The organism is Velocimicrobium porci (genome assembly GCF_009696045.1).
Lineage (GTDB): Bacteria > Bacillota > Clostridia > Lachnospirales > Lachnospiraceae > Velocimicrobium > Velocimicrobium porci.
This window is the reverse complement of the sequence record NZ_VUMT01000019.1, coordinates 30,828-48,880: the sequence shown is the minus strand read 5'-3', so window position 1 is coordinate 48,880 and position 18,053 is coordinate 30,828. Positions and strand designations below refer to the sequence as shown.

At 34.5% G+C, this 18,053-nt stretch carries 16 protein-coding genes; 13 read left to right on the top strand and 3 right to left on the bottom strand.

Translation table 11 applies throughout. The annotated features are described in order from the left end of the window. Positions 1–263 precede the first annotated feature (263 nt). Positions 264–932: a methyl-accepting chemotaxis protein gene (locus FYJ58_RS11475; RefSeq protein WP_154519868.1), complete on the top strand. Its 669-nt coding sequence runs from the start codon at positions 264–266 to the stop codon at positions 930–932. A 304-nt stretch (positions 933–1,236) separates the two neighbouring features. Beyond that, entirely contained in the window at positions 1,237–1,737 is a 501-nt protein-coding gene (locus tag FYJ58_RS11470; RefSeq protein WP_154519867.1) for an SEC-C metal-binding domain-containing protein, read from the top strand. A gap of 55 nt (positions 1,738–1,792) precedes the next feature. Here the strand turns inward: FYJ58_RS11470 and FYJ58_RS11465 are convergent, their stop codons facing one another. After that, positions 1,793–2,137, bottom strand: coding sequence for a helix-turn-helix domain-containing protein (locus FYJ58_RS11465; RefSeq protein ID WP_154519866.1), 345 nt, complete (start codon positions 2,135–2,137; stop codon positions 1,793–1,795). 204 nt (positions 2,138–2,341) lie between these two features. On the opposite strand from FYJ58_RS11465, the gene FYJ58_RS11460 reads away from it, so the two are divergent. The 3 genes from FYJ58_RS11460 to FYJ58_RS11450 are packed head-to-tail and all read left to right on the top strand — an operon-like array spanning position 2,342 to position 6,263. Beyond that, a complete protein-coding gene (locus tag FYJ58_RS11460; protein WP_154519865.1) occupies positions 2,342–3,829 on the top strand; it encodes an ATP-binding protein in 1,488 nt (495 codons plus the stop codon). A 12-nt stretch (positions 3,830–3,841) separates the two neighbouring features. Continuing rightward, positions 3,842–4,921 carry an HD domain-containing phosphohydrolase gene (locus FYJ58_RS11455; protein ID WP_154519864.1) on the top strand — a complete coding sequence of 360 codons (1,080 nt, stop codon included), beginning with the start codon at positions 3,842–3,844 and terminating at the stop codon, positions 4,919–4,921. A 4-nt stretch (positions 4,922–4,925) separates the two neighbouring features. Next, positions 4,926–6,263: an ATP-binding protein gene (locus FYJ58_RS11450; protein ID WP_154519863.1), complete on the top strand. Its 1,338-nt coding sequence runs from the start codon at positions 4,926–4,928 to the stop codon at positions 6,261–6,263. 87 nt (positions 6,264–6,350) lie between these two features. Here the strand turns inward: FYJ58_RS11450 and glmS are convergent, their stop codons facing one another. Next, a complete protein-coding gene (gene glmS, locus FYJ58_RS11445) occupies positions 6,351–8,171 on the bottom strand; it encodes a glutamine--fructose-6-phosphate transaminase (isomerizing) (RefSeq protein ID WP_154519862.1) in 1,821 nt (606 codons plus the stop codon). Between the two features lie 451 nt (positions 8,172–8,622). After that, on the bottom strand, positions 8,623–9,864 hold the full coding sequence (locus tag FYJ58_RS11440; RefSeq protein WP_154519861.1) for an argininosuccinate synthase: 1,242 nt from the start codon (positions 9,862–9,864) through the stop codon (positions 8,623–8,625). Positions 9,865–10,156: 292 nt separating this feature from the next. On the opposite strand from FYJ58_RS11440, the gene argC reads away from it, so the two are divergent. The 8 genes from argC to FYJ58_RS11400 all read left to right on the top strand — a co-directional run bounded on the left by argC (position 10,157) and on the right by FYJ58_RS11400 (position 18,017). Then, positions 10,157–11,200 (top strand): N-acetyl-gamma-glutamyl-phosphate reductase, encoded by a 1,044-nt coding sequence (argC, locus tag FYJ58_RS11435; RefSeq protein ID WP_154519860.1) that lies wholly within the window; start codon positions 10,157–10,159, stop codon positions 11,198–11,200. A gap of 29 nt (positions 11,201–11,229) precedes the next feature. Further along, entirely contained in the window at positions 11,230–12,459 is a 1,230-nt protein-coding gene (argJ, locus tag FYJ58_RS11430; protein ID WP_154519859.1) for a bifunctional glutamate N-acetyltransferase/amino-acid acetyltransferase ArgJ, read from the top strand. A 21-nt stretch (positions 12,460–12,480) separates the two neighbouring features. After that, a complete protein-coding gene (gene argB / locus FYJ58_RS11425; protein ID WP_154519858.1) occupies positions 12,481–13,386 on the top strand; it encodes an acetylglutamate kinase in 906 nt (301 codons plus the stop codon). 32 nt (positions 13,387–13,418) lie between these two features. Continuing rightward, on the top strand, positions 13,419–14,597 hold the full coding sequence (locus FYJ58_RS11420; RefSeq protein WP_154519857.1) for an aspartate aminotransferase family protein: 1,179 nt from the start codon (positions 13,419–13,421) through the stop codon (positions 14,595–14,597). A 65-nt stretch (positions 14,598–14,662) separates the two neighbouring features. Next, positions 14,663–15,097 carry a DMT family transporter gene (locus FYJ58_RS11415; protein WP_154519856.1) on the top strand — a complete coding sequence of 145 codons (435 nt, stop codon included), beginning with the start codon at positions 14,663–14,665 and terminating at the stop codon, positions 15,095–15,097. A 110-nt stretch (positions 15,098–15,207) separates the two neighbouring features. Beyond that, positions 15,208–15,828: a helix-hairpin-helix domain-containing protein gene (locus FYJ58_RS11410; RefSeq protein WP_154519855.1), complete on the top strand. Its 621-nt coding sequence runs from the start codon at positions 15,208–15,210 to the stop codon at positions 15,826–15,828. Positions 15,829–15,867: 39 nt separating this feature from the next. Further along, on the top strand, positions 15,868–16,557 hold the full coding sequence (locus FYJ58_RS11405; RefSeq protein ID WP_328597847.1) for a response regulator transcription factor: 690 nt from the start codon (positions 15,868–15,870) through the stop codon (positions 16,555–16,557). Positions 16,558–16,616: 59 nt separating this feature from the next. Beyond that, complete coding sequence (locus tag FYJ58_RS11400) at positions 16,617–18,017, top strand: sensor histidine kinase (RefSeq protein ID WP_235912628.1); 1,401 nt, start codon at positions 16,617–16,619, stop codon at positions 18,015–18,017. Positions 18,018–18,053 lie beyond the last annotated feature (36 nt).

Genomic DNA, 18,053 nt, shown 5'->3' with positions numbered 1-18,053 from the left:
GCATTCTTCTTAAATTCTTCTGTGTACTGTGTAGCCATGTCTTACTCCTCCAATCTTTAGCTTTAATAATAAATCTATATTAAGGATTATTCCATATCTAACTTGTACTATTTACATTCTAACACCAAGTAGCGATTGATGATGAAGCGAACGAACTTCAAAATGGTTCTGAAAAATTAAATGAATTCTCAGACCAAATTGAGGAGGTTGTAGAAGATGCAAAGAAAATCAGCGAAGTATCGCAAAATGCAGTTCGTCAAAGCATGGATGGAATTAGTAAAGTAGATACGCTTTCCAAAAAGATTTCAGAAACAGAAGAATTACAGATTAAAACAACAGAAAATGTAGAAGCATTGGCAGATAAATCAAAATCCATTGATGGAATTACAAAGATTATCAATGATATTGCAGAGCAGACGAACCTGCTTGCATTGAATGCTTCAATTGAAGCTGCAAGAGCTGGTGAGGCAGGCAGAGGATTTTCTGTAGTTGCAGATGAAATCCGTGCTTTAGCAGAGCAGACCGCCAATGCAACGAGCGATATTGTACAGATTATTTCTGAAATTCAAAATGAAATCCGTACAACAAAAACAAATATGGAATTTATCCGAACTTCAACAAAAGAGTGTGTTGATTCGATGGATGAAACGAAGCTTGCGTTTGTCAGCATTAATGATGAAATTAATGAGGTTGGCGGACGAATCGAAAATTTAGATAATACATTAGCTGAATTAAATGAAAATAAGAATGTAATTGTATCGAATTTCTCTGGTATTTCTGCTGCAACAGAAGAGATTTCTGCTTCTACGACAGAAATCAGTAATCGTGCAGAAGAACAGAGCAAAGGTATGACACGAATTGCTGATTCAATGGAAGAATTGCTTCAGATAATTATTAAATTAGAAAATATTGTATCACAATTTAAGATTTAATAAGATTAAATAAAATAAAAAGAGCCGTTGTATAAAAAATTAGCGTTCATTTATACAACGGCTCTTTTCTAAAAAGGGGAGGATAAGTATTTTAATTTTGTCATTGGTATTGCTTATTAAATTGGAGGGGGATCCAACTAATAAAGAGCATACGCGTTAGCCTATTGATTAGGCTAATTATAGTATTAACCGGTTGAAAAATTTTATACATAAATAAAAAAGAAAATTATAATATTATTGAAATTACCTCGAATACTGTGATATACTGTCAAGTAGACAGATTTTTATGAGGAGGATAGCTACAATGAGCTTATTAAGTGATTGGAGAGAAAGTGCCTATACAATAGACATGAATAGTAAAGAAGGTAAAAAGTTTTGGGCAAACTACTTTGAAATCGAAAAAGGAATTTATGAAAAACTTTTAAAAGACATAGACCATGTAGAATCTGGAACAGTGGAAGCACTTGCAGGTAAATTTGGTACAACCCTTAATATTATGGTCGGCTTTTTAGATGGAATTAATGACAGCCTAAAAACTCCTAATCCAATTGAAGAAATGGATAAGGATACAGTAGTTTCTTTAGATATTGATAAAGAAAAATTATATTACAACATGGTAGAGGCAAAAGCAGACTGGCTTTATGAGCTAGAAGCATGGGATAATTTATTAACTCCAGAACGCAGAAAAGAACTTTATAAAGAACAAAAGAAATCAGGTACGATTGTAAAAGAGAAGAAAGTTGGAAGAAATGATCCATGTCCATGTGGAAGTGGGAAAAAATATAAATTCTGTTGTGGTAAATAATAAAAAAAGTCTGTTGCATCTAATGTGCAACAGACTTTTATCTATTTATATCATGTTATTCTTCATGATGTGTCTGACGGTATAATAAATAATTGATATATTGACGGATTTCTTTTGTACTTTCTTCATCGAGTTGTTGATATAGATTGAAAAATTCAACAATATCTTTGTCTAATACTTCCCCTCCAATTGGAAGATATGCATCAGAAATACCAAGCAAATAATCACATGAAACATCAAAGTATTTAGAAAGAGCAATTAGTTTTTCAAAAGAAGGCTCATTTCTTTTGGACTCATAATTTGATATAGCAGTTGGTTTGAGTCCTAGAATATCTGCCAATTCACTTTGAGTGAGTTTGTGCTTTTGTCTGAGTTGTTTTAAGCGAATATTAAATGTCATCTGTATTCATCTCCTTTTAAGATATTTGTAAAATAGAATCGTACTTTACATTATGTTAAGTATTATATACCAAATTTTCACATTCTGTCAATGGAATAAGTAACAATAACATATTTTCTGAAAAAAGCATTGACAAACCACAAATTGTGAAATAGTATAAAGATAGATTATATAATAGATAGAAATGGCGAGGGAATTAGATAGATGAACGATATTCTTCAAGAAAAAAAGCATCAATTATTATTTGAGCATACATTAGAAGTAATATTATTTTTTGATGAAAAAGGAATAATTTGCGATTGTAATCAAGCGGCATATAAAGAGTTAGGATATGATACAATTATTGGCCAGGTTTCAATTATGGATATTTTTAGAAGGGTATTTCAAAAATCGAGAGATGGATTTCGTTTCTTATTAAAAGAGGAAATGAATGAAGTGATTGAAACGGTGGCATATCGAAAGAATCTCACTTGTTATCCGGTGGACTTAAAAATATCAATTCAAAAGGATGAAAATTTTTATTTAGGTTTTTGTTCTGCAGTTAGCATTGCTTCAAAGCGGGCTGCAATGAAAGACGCAAAAAAAGCAAAAGTAGTAGTAGAAAAAGTAAATCAGGTTCAAAATGAATTTGTCGCTAATGTGACCCATGAGCTTCGCACACCGGTAAATGGGATTATGGGACTTACGAATAATTTGCTTGAAACGTCTATGGAGCCAAGTCAGATGGAGTCGCTTCGTATAATTGACCGATGCTGCCAGAATATGATTAAAATTATAAATAATTTACTTGATTTTTCGAAGTTAGAAGCCGGAAAGTTTACAATTGAAGAAAAAGAATTTTCTTTTCGAAAATTTATGGATAAGGCAGTGGAGGCGAATCTGCCGGCGATTAACGAGAAAGGCTTGAAGCTTATAGTAAGTGTATCTCCGGATATACCAGATAATCTGATTGGTGATGAATTAAGACTTACACAGATATTAAATAATCTGCTTTCTAATGCAGTTAAATTTACGAATGCAGGAAACATTGTAATTGATGTTATAAAAACATATCAGGAAAATGAGGATATAGAGCTATTTTTTGTAATTATAGACACTGGAATTGGTATCTCAGAGGAAGAAAAAGACAAGTTATTTAAAAGTTTTTCTCAGGTCGATGCTTCTATTACGAGAAGATTTGGTGGAACAGGGCTGGGCTTAAGTATTGTAAAAGAACTTGTTGAGTTAATGAATGGGAGTGTAAATGTTGAGAGTGAAAAAGGAAAAGGAAGTACTTTTTCTTTTACTGTGCGTTTGAAGTTAAAAAAAGAACAGCAAAACCAAAATATGCAATCAGGCAGTTTTGTGTATAAGGGGTTGGAAAAAATGTCAGTTGACAGCAGCAAATATTTATTTCCTATAGATAGTTATCACGAAACGGATAAAATTCATCAATTTGGAACAGAGGAAAATAAGGAAGTAATTCAAGGTGCGATGGAAAAATTAATCATTTGTATTGAAATGGATAACTGGGAGAAAGCAGAGCATTTTGCAGGTGTTGTAAAGTCAATGATTTCAGAAGAACAAAAAGAGCTTAGAAGAAGTGCATTTCGATTGGAACTAACAGTCCGTAAAGAACAGCATGAGAAAGCATTGGAACAATATAATGCTTTAAAGGAAGTACTAGAGCCTTACTTAAAAAATAAAGAATAATGGGAGGTAAAAATGGACTATCAAGTAGGAGCAGGGGAAGCGGCCAACGTGCTTATAGTGGATGATATAACGTCAAATTTGATTATTTTAACTGAAATGATAAAAAGTGCGGGATATATAGCAAGACCTGTGACAAGCGCAAAACAGGCAATGGCAGCAATAAAAATAAATATGCCACAGCTTATTTTATTAGATATCTCAATGCCCGATATGGACGGATATGAATTTTGTGAGTTATTAAAAAAAGATGTCCGAACAAGAGATATTCCTATTATATTTATTTCAGCAATGAATTCTGTAGAAGATAAAATAAAAGGATTTAAATTAGGAGCGGTAGACTTTATAGCAAAACCATTTGAATTAGAAGAAGTAACACTTCGAATCAATACGCACCTAAAAATTTATAAAATGCAGCAAGAATTAGAGATATATAATAAAAGGCTTCATAAGATGGTAAATGACCAAATAAAAAAAATTACAGAAGAGGAGAAAAATTTTATTTATGCGTTAGCCAGATTATCAGAAATGAAGGAGGATGTGAAAGGAGTTCATTTGCGAAATGTGGGAAGAAATTGCAAGCTCTTGGCAATGAGTCTTCAATTTAGTCCAAAATTCGAAAAGGAAATCAGTAATTCATTTGTAGATACAATAGAAATTGCAGCACCGCTTCATGATATTGGGAAAATAGCAATTAGTGATACAATATTATTAAAAAAAGGACCATTGACGGATGAGGAGATGAATATCGTAAAAACCCATGCCAAAAAAGGTGCTGATACATTAAAAGAAATCTATGAAATGAATGAGCATAATGATTTTTTAGAAATGGCGATTGATATTGCACATTATCATCATGAGAAATGGAATGGCAAAGGATATCCGGAAGGGTTAAAAGGAAAAGAAATACCCCTTTCAGCTCGTATTATGTCAGTGATTGATGTATATGATGCTTTAACAAGTGAACGTTGTTATAAGAGTGCATATAGTCATGAAAAAAGTATGGAAATCATAAATGAAGAAGCAGGAAAAAGTTTTGATGCAGATATAATCGAAGTTTTTAATAAAATTCAAAATCAGCTAAAAAGAGGGTGAAAAAATGAGAACTTCAGAATATGATTCGATGTTAGAAATATTTTTCAATGAATCTTATGAATTATTAGAAGAGTTAGAAATCATATTGATAAAAGGAAAAGGAATGAATCAATATTCCAAAGAAGACGTGCAAGAAATATTTCGCCTATTTCATACAATAAAAGCAGATGCAACAATGATGCTACTTGAAGATCTTGCAGAAGTGGCAAGAGCATTTGAAAAGGTGCTGTATTATTACAGGGAAAAAGAAGAAGGAATAGCGGAAGCTGTTACTTTTAATTATTATATGGAGCGAGTTTTTCTCTATTTTACAAACGAGTTAAGTAAAATAGAAAAAAGTGGTGATATAAGCGGTACAAGTAAAGAGCTGATAAATGAGCTTTTAGAGTATAAAAATACCCTGACTAAAACAGAAGTAGAAATAAGTGAAAAAGAAAAACAAGTATATTACATTGCTGGAAAAGAAGAGGAAACACAGACATGTTACAAAAAGCCGATATCTAATAATTACATAAACCAAAGTCAAGAAAGGAAAACAATATCTTTGCAAAAAGAAGCACTAGAATATCGATTAAAAATACCAGAAAAATATGACAAGAAAAAACACAATATAATTACAAGTGAAGAAATGCAAAAAATAATCAATATTCAAAAGAGATTTGAAAAAATACTAAAAAACTATGAGCGAAGACTTGAAACAAATAGTTTAATCGCATTTGAAAAAGACGATTTGTACCAATTATCAGAGATAGAAGATCAACTCAGCCAATGGATACGCTACATTCATGTCGACGATTTTACCGACATAGCAGCGAAAATGACACAGATAACGAAAGAAATGACAGATTCATTAAAGAAAGACATAGAGCTAATTATAACAGGGACAGAAACAGTAGTTGAAAAAAACAAAATCGGAAAATTATCCAATGCGATGCTACATCTTTTAAGAAATGCAATTGATCATGGAATAGAAACAAAAGAAGAAAGAATAGCAAAAGGAAAACCACAACGGGGACGTATTCAAATAGCAATAAAACGAAAAGAAAAAGAATTATCTATAAAGATAAAGGATGATGGAAGAGGAATTGACATAAAAAAAATCATAGAAAAAGCAAAAGAGCAACATATTTTGACAAAGCCGGAATCAAACTATACGGAAGAAGAAATATATAAAATAATGCTACAACATGGATTTTCTACAAAAGAAACGATAACCAACTATTCTGGTCTTGGAGTAGGGATGGATGTGGTAGAGCATAACATAGCCGAATTAAACGGAAATATCAAAATTAAAAGCAAAGAAGGAAAAGGAACGGAAATTATACTATTATTTTCAGATTAAATTAAAAAAATTTGGGATGGAAAAGCTTAGTAAAATTGCTTTCGCAACTTGGCTTTGCCACCCCAAGAAAAAAATACACTTTCAATATTATTCTACAGTTACCGATTTTGCCAAGTTTCGGGGCTGGTCAACATCCAGACCGCGAAGAGAGGCTGTAAAATAAGCAAGATATTGCAAAATCACTGCTGCACAAAATGGTGCAAAATCGTCTTCAATTTGTGGGAGTGCAATGTGATAATCACAAATTGAGGAATCAAGGTGAGGCATTTGACTTGTAATTAAAACAACTTTTCCGCCTCGGGAACGAACTTCCTGTACATTCGAAATCATTTTTGCATAAACATCTTTTTGCGTAGCAAGAGCAATAACAGGAACACCATCTGTAATCAGAGAAATCGTTCCATGCTTTAGTTCGCCTGCGGCATAAGCTTCTGAGTGAATATAGCTGATTTCCTTTAACTTAATGGATCCTTCTTGAGAGAGTGCATAATCAAGCCCTCTTCCAATATAAAATAAACTAGAAGCGTCTTTAATTTCTTTCGCAATTTGTTCCACTTGCTCAGCATAATCAAGCATAGATTCAATTGAATCAGAAATCTTTTCTAAATTTTGAATTTCATTTCTTATAAAACAATCGGTTTGAGTTTTCTTAACACAGCAAAGCTTTAGAGCAATTAAATACATTGCAGCAAGCTGTACCATATAAGCTTTTGTACTTGCAACAGCGATTTCCGGACCGGCATGAGTGTAAAATACATAATCACTTTCTCTTGCAATCGAAGAACCTTTTATGTTAACAACAGATAAGGTTTTTGCACCTTTTTCTTTTGCAAGACGAAGGGCGGCAAGTGTGTCAGCTGTTTCTCCTGATTGAGAAATTGTAATAACTAGAGTATTTTTATCCAGTATCGGATTACTATAGCGGAATTCAGAAGCAATTTCTACGCTTACAGGGATTCCTGCAAGACGCTCCATTCGATTTTTTCCAACTAAACCTGCGTGCATTGCAGTTCCACAAGCTGTAATAATAATGCGGTTTACCTGTTCAAATAAGGAATCCGGAATACCGTCTGTTTCAAAGTCCGGAAGAGAATTCTTTACACGTGGCATAATTGTATTGAGAAGAGCCTCCGGCTGATCATGAATTTCTTTTAGCATAAAAGTGTCATAACCATTTTTTCTGGCAGCACTCACATCCCAGTCCACATGAAGCATTTTCTTTTCTACTGTTTTATTATTAAGGTCTGTTAATGTGATACAATCTTTCTTTAAACATGCAATACAATCTTCCGGCAATACAAAATAATCTTTTGAGTAATCCAATAAAGCAACTAAATCAGAAGCAATAACAGAGCCCTGACCAGAAGAAGCTGCAACAAGTGGACTTCCCTTTCGAATTGCGTAAATTGTGTCTGGAATATCTTCAAACAAAATACAAAATGCGTATGCTCCATGCAGTCGTTTTACAGCACTTTTTATTGCCTCAATCGGATTCCCATGATAGCAGTCGTTGATTACCATTGCTGCTATTTCAGAATCTGTTTCAGAAACAGGAAGAATTTCGTTTTTCTCAAATTCTTTTTGAAGTTCTTTATAGTTTTCAATAATTCCATTGTGAATCAGGGTAACTTTTCCACTTGTATGTGGATGAGAATTGATATCAGAAACACCACCATGGGTTGCCCATCTTGTATGACCAATTCCACATGATGTGGTATAATTACGTTCGTTCTCGATTTTTTCCGAAAGATTAGAAACCTTTCCTTCTGTTTTTACTGTATGAATACAGTTTTCTTCAAAAAAAGCAATCCCTGCACTGTCATAGCCACGATATTCCAATTCGTGCAATCCTTTTGTTAATACAGAAACTGCGTCTAATTCGCCAGTAAATCCAATAATTCCACACATAATAAATCTCTCTCCTTTTTAAAAATGGGTATCGTTAATAAAAGTCTTACAAAAATAAGACAATAAGGTCTGACTTTGATTGTACAGCCTTTGTGCTGCAGTTACCTGCCATTTTTAGCTGTACATAACACGTTCAAAGAAACGCGAGAGAGCATCCGCCGAATTTTCGATCACTCTCTACCTCGTCAACCTTTTAACTGCCCCAAAAAGGTACTGGCGCTAATTTTATCACTCATGCAGAAGTGCAGATGAAGACATTTCTGTCAAAAAAGGCCTGGGGTTAGCCATGGCTTAGATACTATCAATGTATGTAGTATTATAGAAATATGCCACGAAAATAGTATCATTAAAAAGAAAAGATGTCAAGAAAAGAACGGGAATAAAATAGTGGGATGTACTAAAAAAAGGAAAGCGACAGAAAATGAGGGATCTGCCGCTTTTGGAATGAGCATTATATTTGTTGTCCGCATAGAGCTTCTTCTTTTGAAGCTTCCATTAATTTCATAGCTCTGACTTTTGTGGAAAGTCCGAATAGAGTAATGAATCCGTCTGCATCGTGATGGTCGAACAAATCACCAGTTGTAAAGCTTGCTAAAGATTCATTATAAAGGGAATAAGGAGAAGAAGTTCCGGCTTTTATAATACTTCCTTTGTAAAGCTTAAATTTTACTTCTCCGGTTACATATTCTTGTGTTGATTCAATAAATGCCTGAATTGCTTCACGTAAAGGAGAAAACCATTTGCCTTCATAAACCAATTCGGCAAATTTATCAGCCATTTCTTTTTTTGCATGATAAGTTTCTCTGTCTAAAATTAATTCTTCTAATTGCTGATGTGCTTCCATTAAAATAGTGCCACCGGGAGTTTCATAGACACCACGGGACTTCATACCGACGACACGGTTTTCTACAATATCAATTATACCGATTCCATGTTTGCCACCCAGTTCATTTAATTTTTCAATAATTTTTGATATTTTCATTTCCTTTCCGTTAATAGAAATAGGAATTCCTTTTTCAAATGTCATTGTGACATATTCCGGTGTGTCCGGTGCTTTTGTTGGTGGCGTTGTAAGAACTAATAATTTATCATAATTTGGTTCATTTTCAGGACATTCCAAATCAAGACCTTCATGGCTGATGTGCCATAAGTTCCGATCACGGCTATAGCTTTCTGCTACTTCAAATGGAAGAAATACGTTGTGTTGTTTACAATATTCAATTTCTGCTTCTCTGGAATCCATATTCCATTTTTTATCTCTCCATGCGGCAATAATTTTTAAATCAGGAGCGAGTGCCTTGATTCCTAATTCAAAACGAATTTGGTCATTTCCTTTTCCAGTAGCACCATGGCAGATTGCGCTTGCATGTTCTTTTCGAGCAATTTCTACTAATTTTTTTGCGATTACCGGTCTTGCCATTGAAGTGCCAAGTAAATATTTGTTTTCATAAATTGCATTCGCCTGTACGCAAGGTACAATATAGTCTTCACAAAATTCATCAATTACATTTTCTATGTAAACTTTAGAGGCACCAGAAAGCCTTGCACGTTCTCGTAATCCCTCAAGCTCTTCTTTCTGCCCACAATCAATGCAGCAACAGATTACATCATAGTTGTAGTTTTCTTTTAACCACGGAATAATTACTGTGGTATCTAGTCCGCCGGAATAAGCAAGAACCACTTTTTCTTTCATAGTATTTACCTCCTTATTATATTTTTTACAGATAACAAATCATTAAGTTTAAAAAGTCATTTAATAAATATACATGAAAAGTGAATAATATGCAATAGCACTTGTAACTAATTTTATAAAAAATTCAGGGGTTAAATTGGTAAAAGTAACTATAATTTAAATAAATACAATAAAAAGTCATAAAATTATTTAAAAAGGCATTGAACTATTAGTAAAACAAATGTATAATTATGAACTAATTTAGATTGGCGGTTTTAAAATATTTGAAAAGAAAGGGAGCACAAGTACAAACATGATAAAAGTAGGAATTATCGGTTCAACGGGTTATGCGGGACAAGAATTAGTCCGATTGCTTCTTTCTCATAAGGAAGCAGAGATTGTTTGGTATGGTTCGCAAAGTTATATAGGTAAAAGATATTATGAAGTTTTTGGAAATATGTTTGAAATTGTAACAGATTTTTGTAAAGGTGAAAAAATAGAAGAATTGACAGAAAAAGCAGAGGTTATTTTTACAGCAACGCCTCAGGGATTTTGTTCTTCTGTTTTATCCGAGAAAATATTATCAAGGACAAAGGTAATCGATTTAAGTGCAGATTTCAGAATCAAAGACGCAAAGGTTTATGAAAGCTGGTATCATTTGGAGCATAAAAGTAAAGAGCTCATCAAAGAAGCGGTATATGGTTTATGTGAGGTGAATCGAAATCAGATAAAAAATGCAAGACTGGTTGCGAATCCGGGTTGTTACCCTACCTGTAGTTTTTTAACGATTTATCCACTTGCAAAAGAAGGTCTGATTGATATGAATTCGATTATTATTGATGCAAAATCTGGTGCGTCTGGTGCAGGAAGAGGTGCTAAGGTCGCAAATTTATATTGTGAAGTAAATGAAAATATAAAAGCGTATGGAGTAACAACCCATCGGCATACACCAGAGATTGAAGAACAGCTTACAATTGCTTCAGGAGTGACAACAAAAATTAATTTTACACCGCATTTAGTTCCTATGAACCGAGGAATTTTAATCACTGCCTATGCGAATTTGAAGCAAACTGGGATAACAGAAGACAAGATAAGGAAAATGTACAAAGACTATTATGAAAAAGAACCATTTATAAGAGTGCTGGATGCAAGTAAAACACCGGAAACACGATGGGTAGAAGGCAGCAATATGGTTGACATTAATATAGCAGTAGATGAAAGGACAAATCGGGTTGTGATGATGGGGGCAATGGACAATTTAGTAAAAGGGGCAGCAGGTCAGGCTGTACAAAATATGAATTTAATGTTTGGAATAAAAGAGACAGAAGGACTTCTTATGGCTCCTCTATTTCCATAGATACAGGACAAAAAGGAGAGTTGATAGTAATGAAACAAATTGACGGAGGTGTCACAGCTGCAAGTGGCTTTTTGGCAGCAGGTGCAGCGGCAGGGATTAAATATCATGATAAAACAAGAAAGGATATGGCACTTGTATATAGTAAGGTTCCGGCAAAAGTAGCGGGGACATTTACTACAAATGTTGTGAAAGCGGCACCGGTAAAACGGGATATACATATTATAAAAACAGAAGAAACAATTCAGGCAGTTGTAATTAATAGTGGAATTGCCAATACCTGTACAAGTAAAGAGGGAGAATTGTTAAATGAAGAGATGGCAGGATATACAGCAAAACAACTAAATCTTCCAATCGAAAAGGTTTTGACAGCGTCAACGGGAGTCATAGGCTGTCAGCTTCCAATCGACCGGGTAAAACTAGGAATTGAAAAGCTCGTACCATTATTAGAAGATACAAAAGAAGCAGGCAAAATGGCTGCAGAATCTATTATTACTACAGATACTTATAAAAAAGAGTGTGCAGTTGAACTAGAGATTGAAGGGAAAAGAGTAGTAATCGGTGGAATGGCGAAAGGCTCTGGAATGATTCACCCGAACATGGCAACAATGATTAGCATAGTTACAACGGATTGTAATATTTCAAAAGAAATGCTTCAGAAGGCAGCAAGTGCGGATATTGAAGATTCTTTCCATATGATATCTGTAGACAGAGATACTTCTACAAATGATACCTTTCTTTTACTTGCCAATGGGATGGCAGAAAATTCGTATATTGATGAGGAAGGTACGGCATTTAAAGCATTTTGTGAGGGACTAAGGCTGGTTACGAAGACGCTTGCAAAATTAATGGCACAAGATGGAGAAGGAGCAACAAAGCTGTTAGAAGTGGAGGTTGTTCATGCAGGGACGAAAGAGGAAGCAAAAGTGTTGGCAAAATCAGTTATTACTTCAAATCTTGTAAAAACTGCTGTATTTGGAAGCGATGCAAACTGGGGACGAATCTTATGTGCACTTGGATATGCAGGAATTGAGTTTAATCCAGAAACAATAGAACTATATATACAAGGAGATGGGAAAAGTTTAAAGTTATATGAAAATGGAATGGCGACAGGTTACAGTGAAAAAGAAGCAACTGAGATTTTATCTGCAAACAAGGTTCATGTTATGGCAGATATGAAAATGGGAAAAGAAAAGGCAACGGCATGGGGCTGTGACTTGTCATATGATTATGTAAAGATTAATGGAGATTATCGTTCGTGATTGGAAAGAGGAGGAGTCAGAATGAGTGATGAAATGAATCAAATATTAATAAAAGCACAGACACTGATTGAGGCATTGCCATATATAAGAGAATTTTATGGTAAAACAATTGTTGTAAAATATGGCGGAAGTGCAATGCTTGATGAAAGACTGGAGGAAAGCGTGATTAAGGATGTTGCGTTGCTAAAACTGGTAGGTATGAAGCCGATTATTGTTCATGGCGGTGGAAAAGAAATTAGCAGCTGGCTGGGAAAATTGGGGAAAGAGCCTAAATTTTGTGAAGGTCTCCGTGTAACGGATGGTGAAACAATTGAAATTGCAGAAATGGTGTTAAATCTCGTTAATAAGAAGCTGGTTCGTTTGTTAGAAAAGGTAGGGGTAAAAGCAGTTGGAATTAGCGGAAAAGATGGAAGTATGATAAAGGTAGATAAAAAGTATGTGAATGGAAAAGATATAGGATATGTAGGAGAGATTAAGAAGGTAGACTCTACTGTAATTCAAACGCTGTTAGAGAGTGATTTCATTCCTGTTATAGCACCGTTGGGAATGGATGATACATATAAAACCTATAATATTAATGCGGACGAGGCCGCAAGTGCAATTGCTGAAAAGATGAGAGCCGAAAAGCTGGTCTTTTTAACAGATACAGATGGGGTATATGAGGACAGAAGTGACAAGTCATCCGTTATTCCTATGCTTTCGATAAAAGAGGCAAAAGATTTAATTGAAATTGGTCAGATTAATGGTGGAATGATTCCGAAGATTGAAAATTGTATCACTGCGATTCAACAGGGGGTGAATCGGGTGCATATTTTGGATGGAAGATTAAAAAATAGCCTGTTGCTGGAAATATTCACAAAAAAAGGGATTGGAACTGTTATTTATGATGAGGCTGAGCAGGATTATTTTGAACAACTGGTGTCATAGTATGGCATGTTAAAAAGAAAGGCGAGGAACGAATGAAAGATGACAGGAATATTGCGGAAAACTATTTAATACATACGTATAATCGGTATCCAATTGTATTTGATTATGGAAAAGGTGTCTATTTATATGACGATACAGGAAAAAGGTATCTTGACTTTGCATCTGGAATTGGAGTATTTGCTCTAGGATATGGTCAGCAGGAATATAATCAGGCGTTGAAAGCACAAATTGATAAAATTATACATACTTCGAATTATTTTTATTCTGCACCTTTAGCAAATGCAGCAAAAAAGCTGGTAAAAATCTCAAATATGAAAAGAGTCTTTTTTTGCAACAGTGGGGCAGAAGCAATTGAAGGAGCTATTAAAATAGCAAGAAAATATGGACATGTGAAAAAGCAATTAAAAGAAAGTGAAATAATTTCACTGGAACATTCGTTTCATGGAAGAAGCACGGGAGCATTGGCATTAACAGGAAATATAACTTATCAAGAGGATTTTTTCCCTTTGATGCAGGGGGTAAAATTTGCAAAATTAAATGATATAGGCAGTGTAAAGGAGAAAATTACAGATAAAACCTGTGCAATTATATTAGAACCAATTCAAGGAGAAGGGGGGATTTATCCAGCGAAAAGGGAATTTCTTGTTGAACTTAGAAAATTATGCGATGAGCGTGATATTTTACTTATATTTGATGAAATTCAATGTGGAATGGGGCGTTCGGGTTCGATGTATGTTTTTCAGGAATATGGAATATTGCCAGATGTTTTAACAACTGCGAAAGCACTTGGCTGTGGAATACCGGTAGGGGCGTTTCTCGTCAATGAAAGAGCGGAAGACATACTAGAAGCAGGTGATCATGGGACGACATATGGGGGAAATCCTTTAGCCTGTGTAGCGGTCGATAAAGTGCTTGATTTATTTGAAAAATTGCAAATTACAGAACATGTAAAAAAATTGACACCATACTTGGAATCACGGCTTAATGAGCTGGTGCAGAACAAAGAAACGGTAATAGAACGTCGTGGTAAAGGGTTTATGCAGGGATTAGAATTGCAAATTCCTGCAAAAGGTGTGATTAATAAGGCAATTGAAAATGGGCTAATCGTTCTTTTAGCAGGAACGAATGTGATTCGGTTTTTGCCTCCGCTTATTATTGAAAAGCATCATATTGATGAAATGTTTGAAATTTTATTTGAAATATTAGAGTAGTAGGGATTGGTTGTATGAATTAGATAATTCCTGCACATACTATAGAAAAAAAGGAGTTTGACGGTATGTGGGGAATTATCATTGCATTAATTTCAGGAGCATTAATGAGTATTCAGGGGGTATTTAATACCGGAGTTACAAAGGAAACCAGTATTTGGATGGCAGCAGGATTTGTGCAATTTAGCGCTTTGCTTGTCTGCATTCTGGCCTGGTTTTTTTGCGGTAAAGAAAGTTCGATTTCTGCACTTTGGCAAGTTGACCATAAGTATATGTTACTTGGAGGAGTAATTGGAGCATTTATAACATTTACTGTAATTGAAAGTATGAATCGGTTGGGACCGGCACGATCCGTCATGCTGATTGTTATATCACAACTTTTAGTTGCTTATATCATTGAGCTTATGGGACTTTTTGGAGTAGATAAGGTGGAATTTCAATGGAGAAAATTAGTCGGAATGGTAATTGCAATTATCGGGGTTATTATATTTAAATGGGAATAACGTGAAAAAATAAAAATGCCTATTGTCTTTGTGAATTGAATTGTGTAGAATATAGCTAGAATCTTAATTTAAATGCAATTATATCTTTTAAGGTCCTATTTAGGAGAGATATGAAACAGAAAAGAATTTTTATTGCTGTTACTGTATTGCTTATTTTAATTGCAGGTCTATATTATAGTATAGGTTATCGGGCAGAGGGAGAAGAAGAACTTTTTTCTGCTGAAGACTTATCTTTGGAGAATCCCGGTGAATTAGACAATAAACAAGATAATAAGACAGAAGAAATTTGTATTTATATATGTGGACAGGTGAAGAAAGCCGGAGTATACTATTTACAAGAGAACTGTCGTGTGGCTGATGTGATTGAAGCGGCAGGTGGATTTAAAAAAGGTGCGGCAAAAGAACAGGTGAATTTGGCAAAAAAATTGTCAGATGGTGAGAAAGTTTATATTCCATCCAAAAAAGAAACCGATTCTGCAGAAGAGACAGAAAATGATAGACAAGACAGAGAACATACATCGGTGGAAGAGGTACAGAAGATGAAGATAAATTTAAATGAAGCTTCAGAATCAGCACTAATGACATTGCCGGGAATAGGAAAGTCGAAAGCAGCAGCGATTATTCGTTATAGAACGGAATATGGATTTTTTAAAGAAATTGAAGAGATAAAAAAGATTGAAGGCATTAAAGATGGAGTATTTCAAAAAATAAAAGATTATATTACAATATAAATAATTTTAAGAAGCAAAGAAGAAAGGCAGGAAAAGCAAGTGGGGAAAAAGGTGCTTGTAGTTGATGATGAGAAGTTAATTGTAAAAGGAATTCGTTTTAGCCTTGAACAGGATGGAATGGAAGTGGACTGTGCTTATGACGGAGAAGAAGCGTTGGAGGCAGCAAAGAAAAAAACATATGATGTTGTTCTTTTAGATGTCATGCTTCCAAAACTTACAGGATTTGAGGTGTGCCAGCAGATTAGGGAATTTTCCGATATGCCAATTATCATGCTGACAGCAAAGGGCGATGATATGGACAAGATTCTGGGATTAGAATATGGAGCAGACGATTATATTACAAAACCGTTTAATATTTTGGAAGTAAAAGCCAGAATTAAAGCAATTATGAGAAGAAGCGGAAGTAAACAATCAAAAGAGGACCCGGTTAAGGTGATTACAGTCGGTGATTTAAAGGTAGATTGTGAAAGCCGTCGTGTTTATATTAAAGAAAAGGAAGTAAATCTTACGGCAAAAGAGTTTGATTTACTGGAACTGCTTATGAATAATCCAAATAAGGTATACAGTAGAGAAAATTTATTAAACCTTGTATGGGGATATGACTATCCAGGTGATGTAAGAACAGTAGATGTGCATATTAGACGTCTTCGTGAAAAGATTGAAAGTAATCCAAGTGAGCCAACGTTTATTCACACAAAATGGGGCGTTGGATATTATTTTCAAAATTAGAAGCGGAGGTGTTTCCCATTTTTCAGTTAGTAAAGAACAGGCTTCATTCTTTTAAGAGTATGCGTATACAAGCGGGAATTGTGCTGGTTTTAGTTGGAATTATTCCACTTATCATATTTTCGCAGGTAATCCTTACTACATATCAAAATGAGGCTATAGAGGTTCGGATAGGAGAATTAAAGGAAAAGGGGAGTATGATTTCTAATCTGTTAATTAGTTCGAATTATTTTGCAAATAGAGAGGATAGTGACTTTTCGGAAGCAAATAAGGAAATCGCCCAGGTAGCAGATGCTTATCGTGGAAGAATTGTAATTGTAGACAGAAATTTGCAGATTTTAAAAGATACGTATGGATTAGAAGAGGGAAAAACGATTATATCAGAGCAGGTAATTAATTGTTATAACGGTAGCAGCAGTCAGTATATTGACCATGAAAATGAATATGTAGAACTTGTAATGCCAATTATTAATGCAACAACAAAAGAAAATTCAGGAATCATGATAATGAGCTTTTCAACGAAAGGTATTTATCAGGTATATGATTCTATGCAGCATAAGACATTAATTTTGATTATTGTTATAAGTATTCTGGTTGTACTGGCGTCTATTGTATACGCCAATATTTTGACAAAACCATTTTCCAGAGTATCGAGTATTATTGACCATGCAACGGAAGGATATTTAGATGAAAAAGTATCCATAAAAGGATATACAGAAGTAGAGAAAATATCGGATTCGTTTAATCATTTGCTAACAAGATTACAGACGTTAGAAAATTCCAGACAGGAGTTTGTGTCTAACGTGTCCCATGAATTAAAAACACCGATTACTTCTATTAAAGTGTTGGCAGAATCCCTTCTTGCACAAGAGGATGCACCGGCAGAACTATATCGTGAATTTATGGAAGATATTACAGAGGAAATTGAGCGGGAAAATAAAATTATCAATGATTTATTATCGCTTGTAAAACTGGATAAAAAATCCGGAGAGTTAAATATATCGTCTGTGAATATCAATGAATTATTGGAACAGATTCTAAAAAGACTCAGACCAATTGCTGCAAAACGTAATATTGAGCTTGTTTTTGAGAGCTTTCGTCCGGTAGAGGCAGAGGTTGACGAAGTAAAACTTTCTCTGGCTATCAATAACTTAATTGAAAATGCAATTAAGTATAATTATGATGACGGCTGGGTTCGGGTTTCTTTAAATGCTGACCATAAGTTTTTCTATGTGAAAGTTGCGGACTCAGGTGTCGGTATTCCGGAAGAATTACAGGAAAGTATTTTTGAGCGGTTTTATCGTGTTGATAAGGCTCGTTCCAGAGAAACAGGAGGAACCGGTTTAGGACTTTCTATTACAAGAAGTGCGGTTCTTATGCATCGTGGTGCGATTAAAGTATATAGTAAAGAAAAAGAAGGAGCTACTTTTACAATTCGTATTCCTTTAAATTATATTGCTTAGCCTGTATTCCGGCTATCGTAAATGGCAGAATAAAAT

Bases quoted from the DNA above. Each gene is read 5' to 3' on its own strand.
- FYJ58_RS11475 (WP_154519868.1), top strand. From the start codon at position 264: ATGGATGGAATTAGTAAAGTAGATACGCTTTCCAAAAAGATTTCAGAA.
- FYJ58_RS11470 (WP_154519867.1), top strand. From the start codon at position 1,237: ATGAGCTTATTAAGTGATTGGAGAGAAAGTGCCTATACAATAGACATG.
- FYJ58_RS11465 (WP_154519866.1), bottom strand. From the start codon at position 2,137: ATGACATTTAATATTCGCTTAAAACAACTCAGACAAAAGCACAAACTC.
- FYJ58_RS11460 (WP_154519865.1), top strand. From the start codon at position 2,342: ATGAACGATATTCTTCAAGAAAAAAAGCATCAATTATTATTTGAGCAT.
- FYJ58_RS11455 (WP_154519864.1), top strand. From the start codon at position 3,842: ATGGACTATCAAGTAGGAGCAGGGGAAGCGGCCAACGTGCTTATAGTG.
- FYJ58_RS11450 (WP_154519863.1), top strand. From the start codon at position 4,926: ATGAGAACTTCAGAATATGATTCGATGTTAGAAATATTTTTCAATGAA.
- glmS (WP_154519862.1), bottom strand. From the start codon at position 8,171: ATGTGTGGAATTATTGGATTTACTGGCGAATTAGACGCAGTTTCTGTA.
- FYJ58_RS11440 (WP_154519861.1), bottom strand. From the start codon at position 9,864: ATGAAAGAAAAAGTGGTTCTTGCTTATTCCGGCGGACTAGATACCACA.
- argC (WP_154519860.1), top strand. From the start codon at position 10,157: ATGATAAAAGTAGGAATTATCGGTTCAACGGGTTATGCGGGACAAGAA.
- argJ (WP_154519859.1), top strand. From the start codon at position 11,230: ATGAAACAAATTGACGGAGGTGTCACAGCTGCAAGTGGCTTTTTGGCA.
- argB (WP_154519858.1), top strand. From the start codon at position 12,481: ATGAGTGATGAAATGAATCAAATATTAATAAAAGCACAGACACTGATT.
- FYJ58_RS11420 (WP_154519857.1), top strand. From the start codon at position 13,419: ATGAAAGATGACAGGAATATTGCGGAAAACTATTTAATACATACGTAT.
- FYJ58_RS11415 (WP_154519856.1), top strand. From the start codon at position 14,663: ATGTGGGGAATTATCATTGCATTAATTTCAGGAGCATTAATGAGTATT.
- FYJ58_RS11410 (WP_154519855.1), top strand. From the start codon at position 15,208: ATGAAACAGAAAAGAATTTTTATTGCTGTTACTGTATTGCTTATTTTA.
- FYJ58_RS11400 (WP_235912628.1), top strand. From the start codon at position 16,617: ATGCGTATACAAGCGGGAATTGTGCTGGTTTTAGTTGGAATTATTCCA.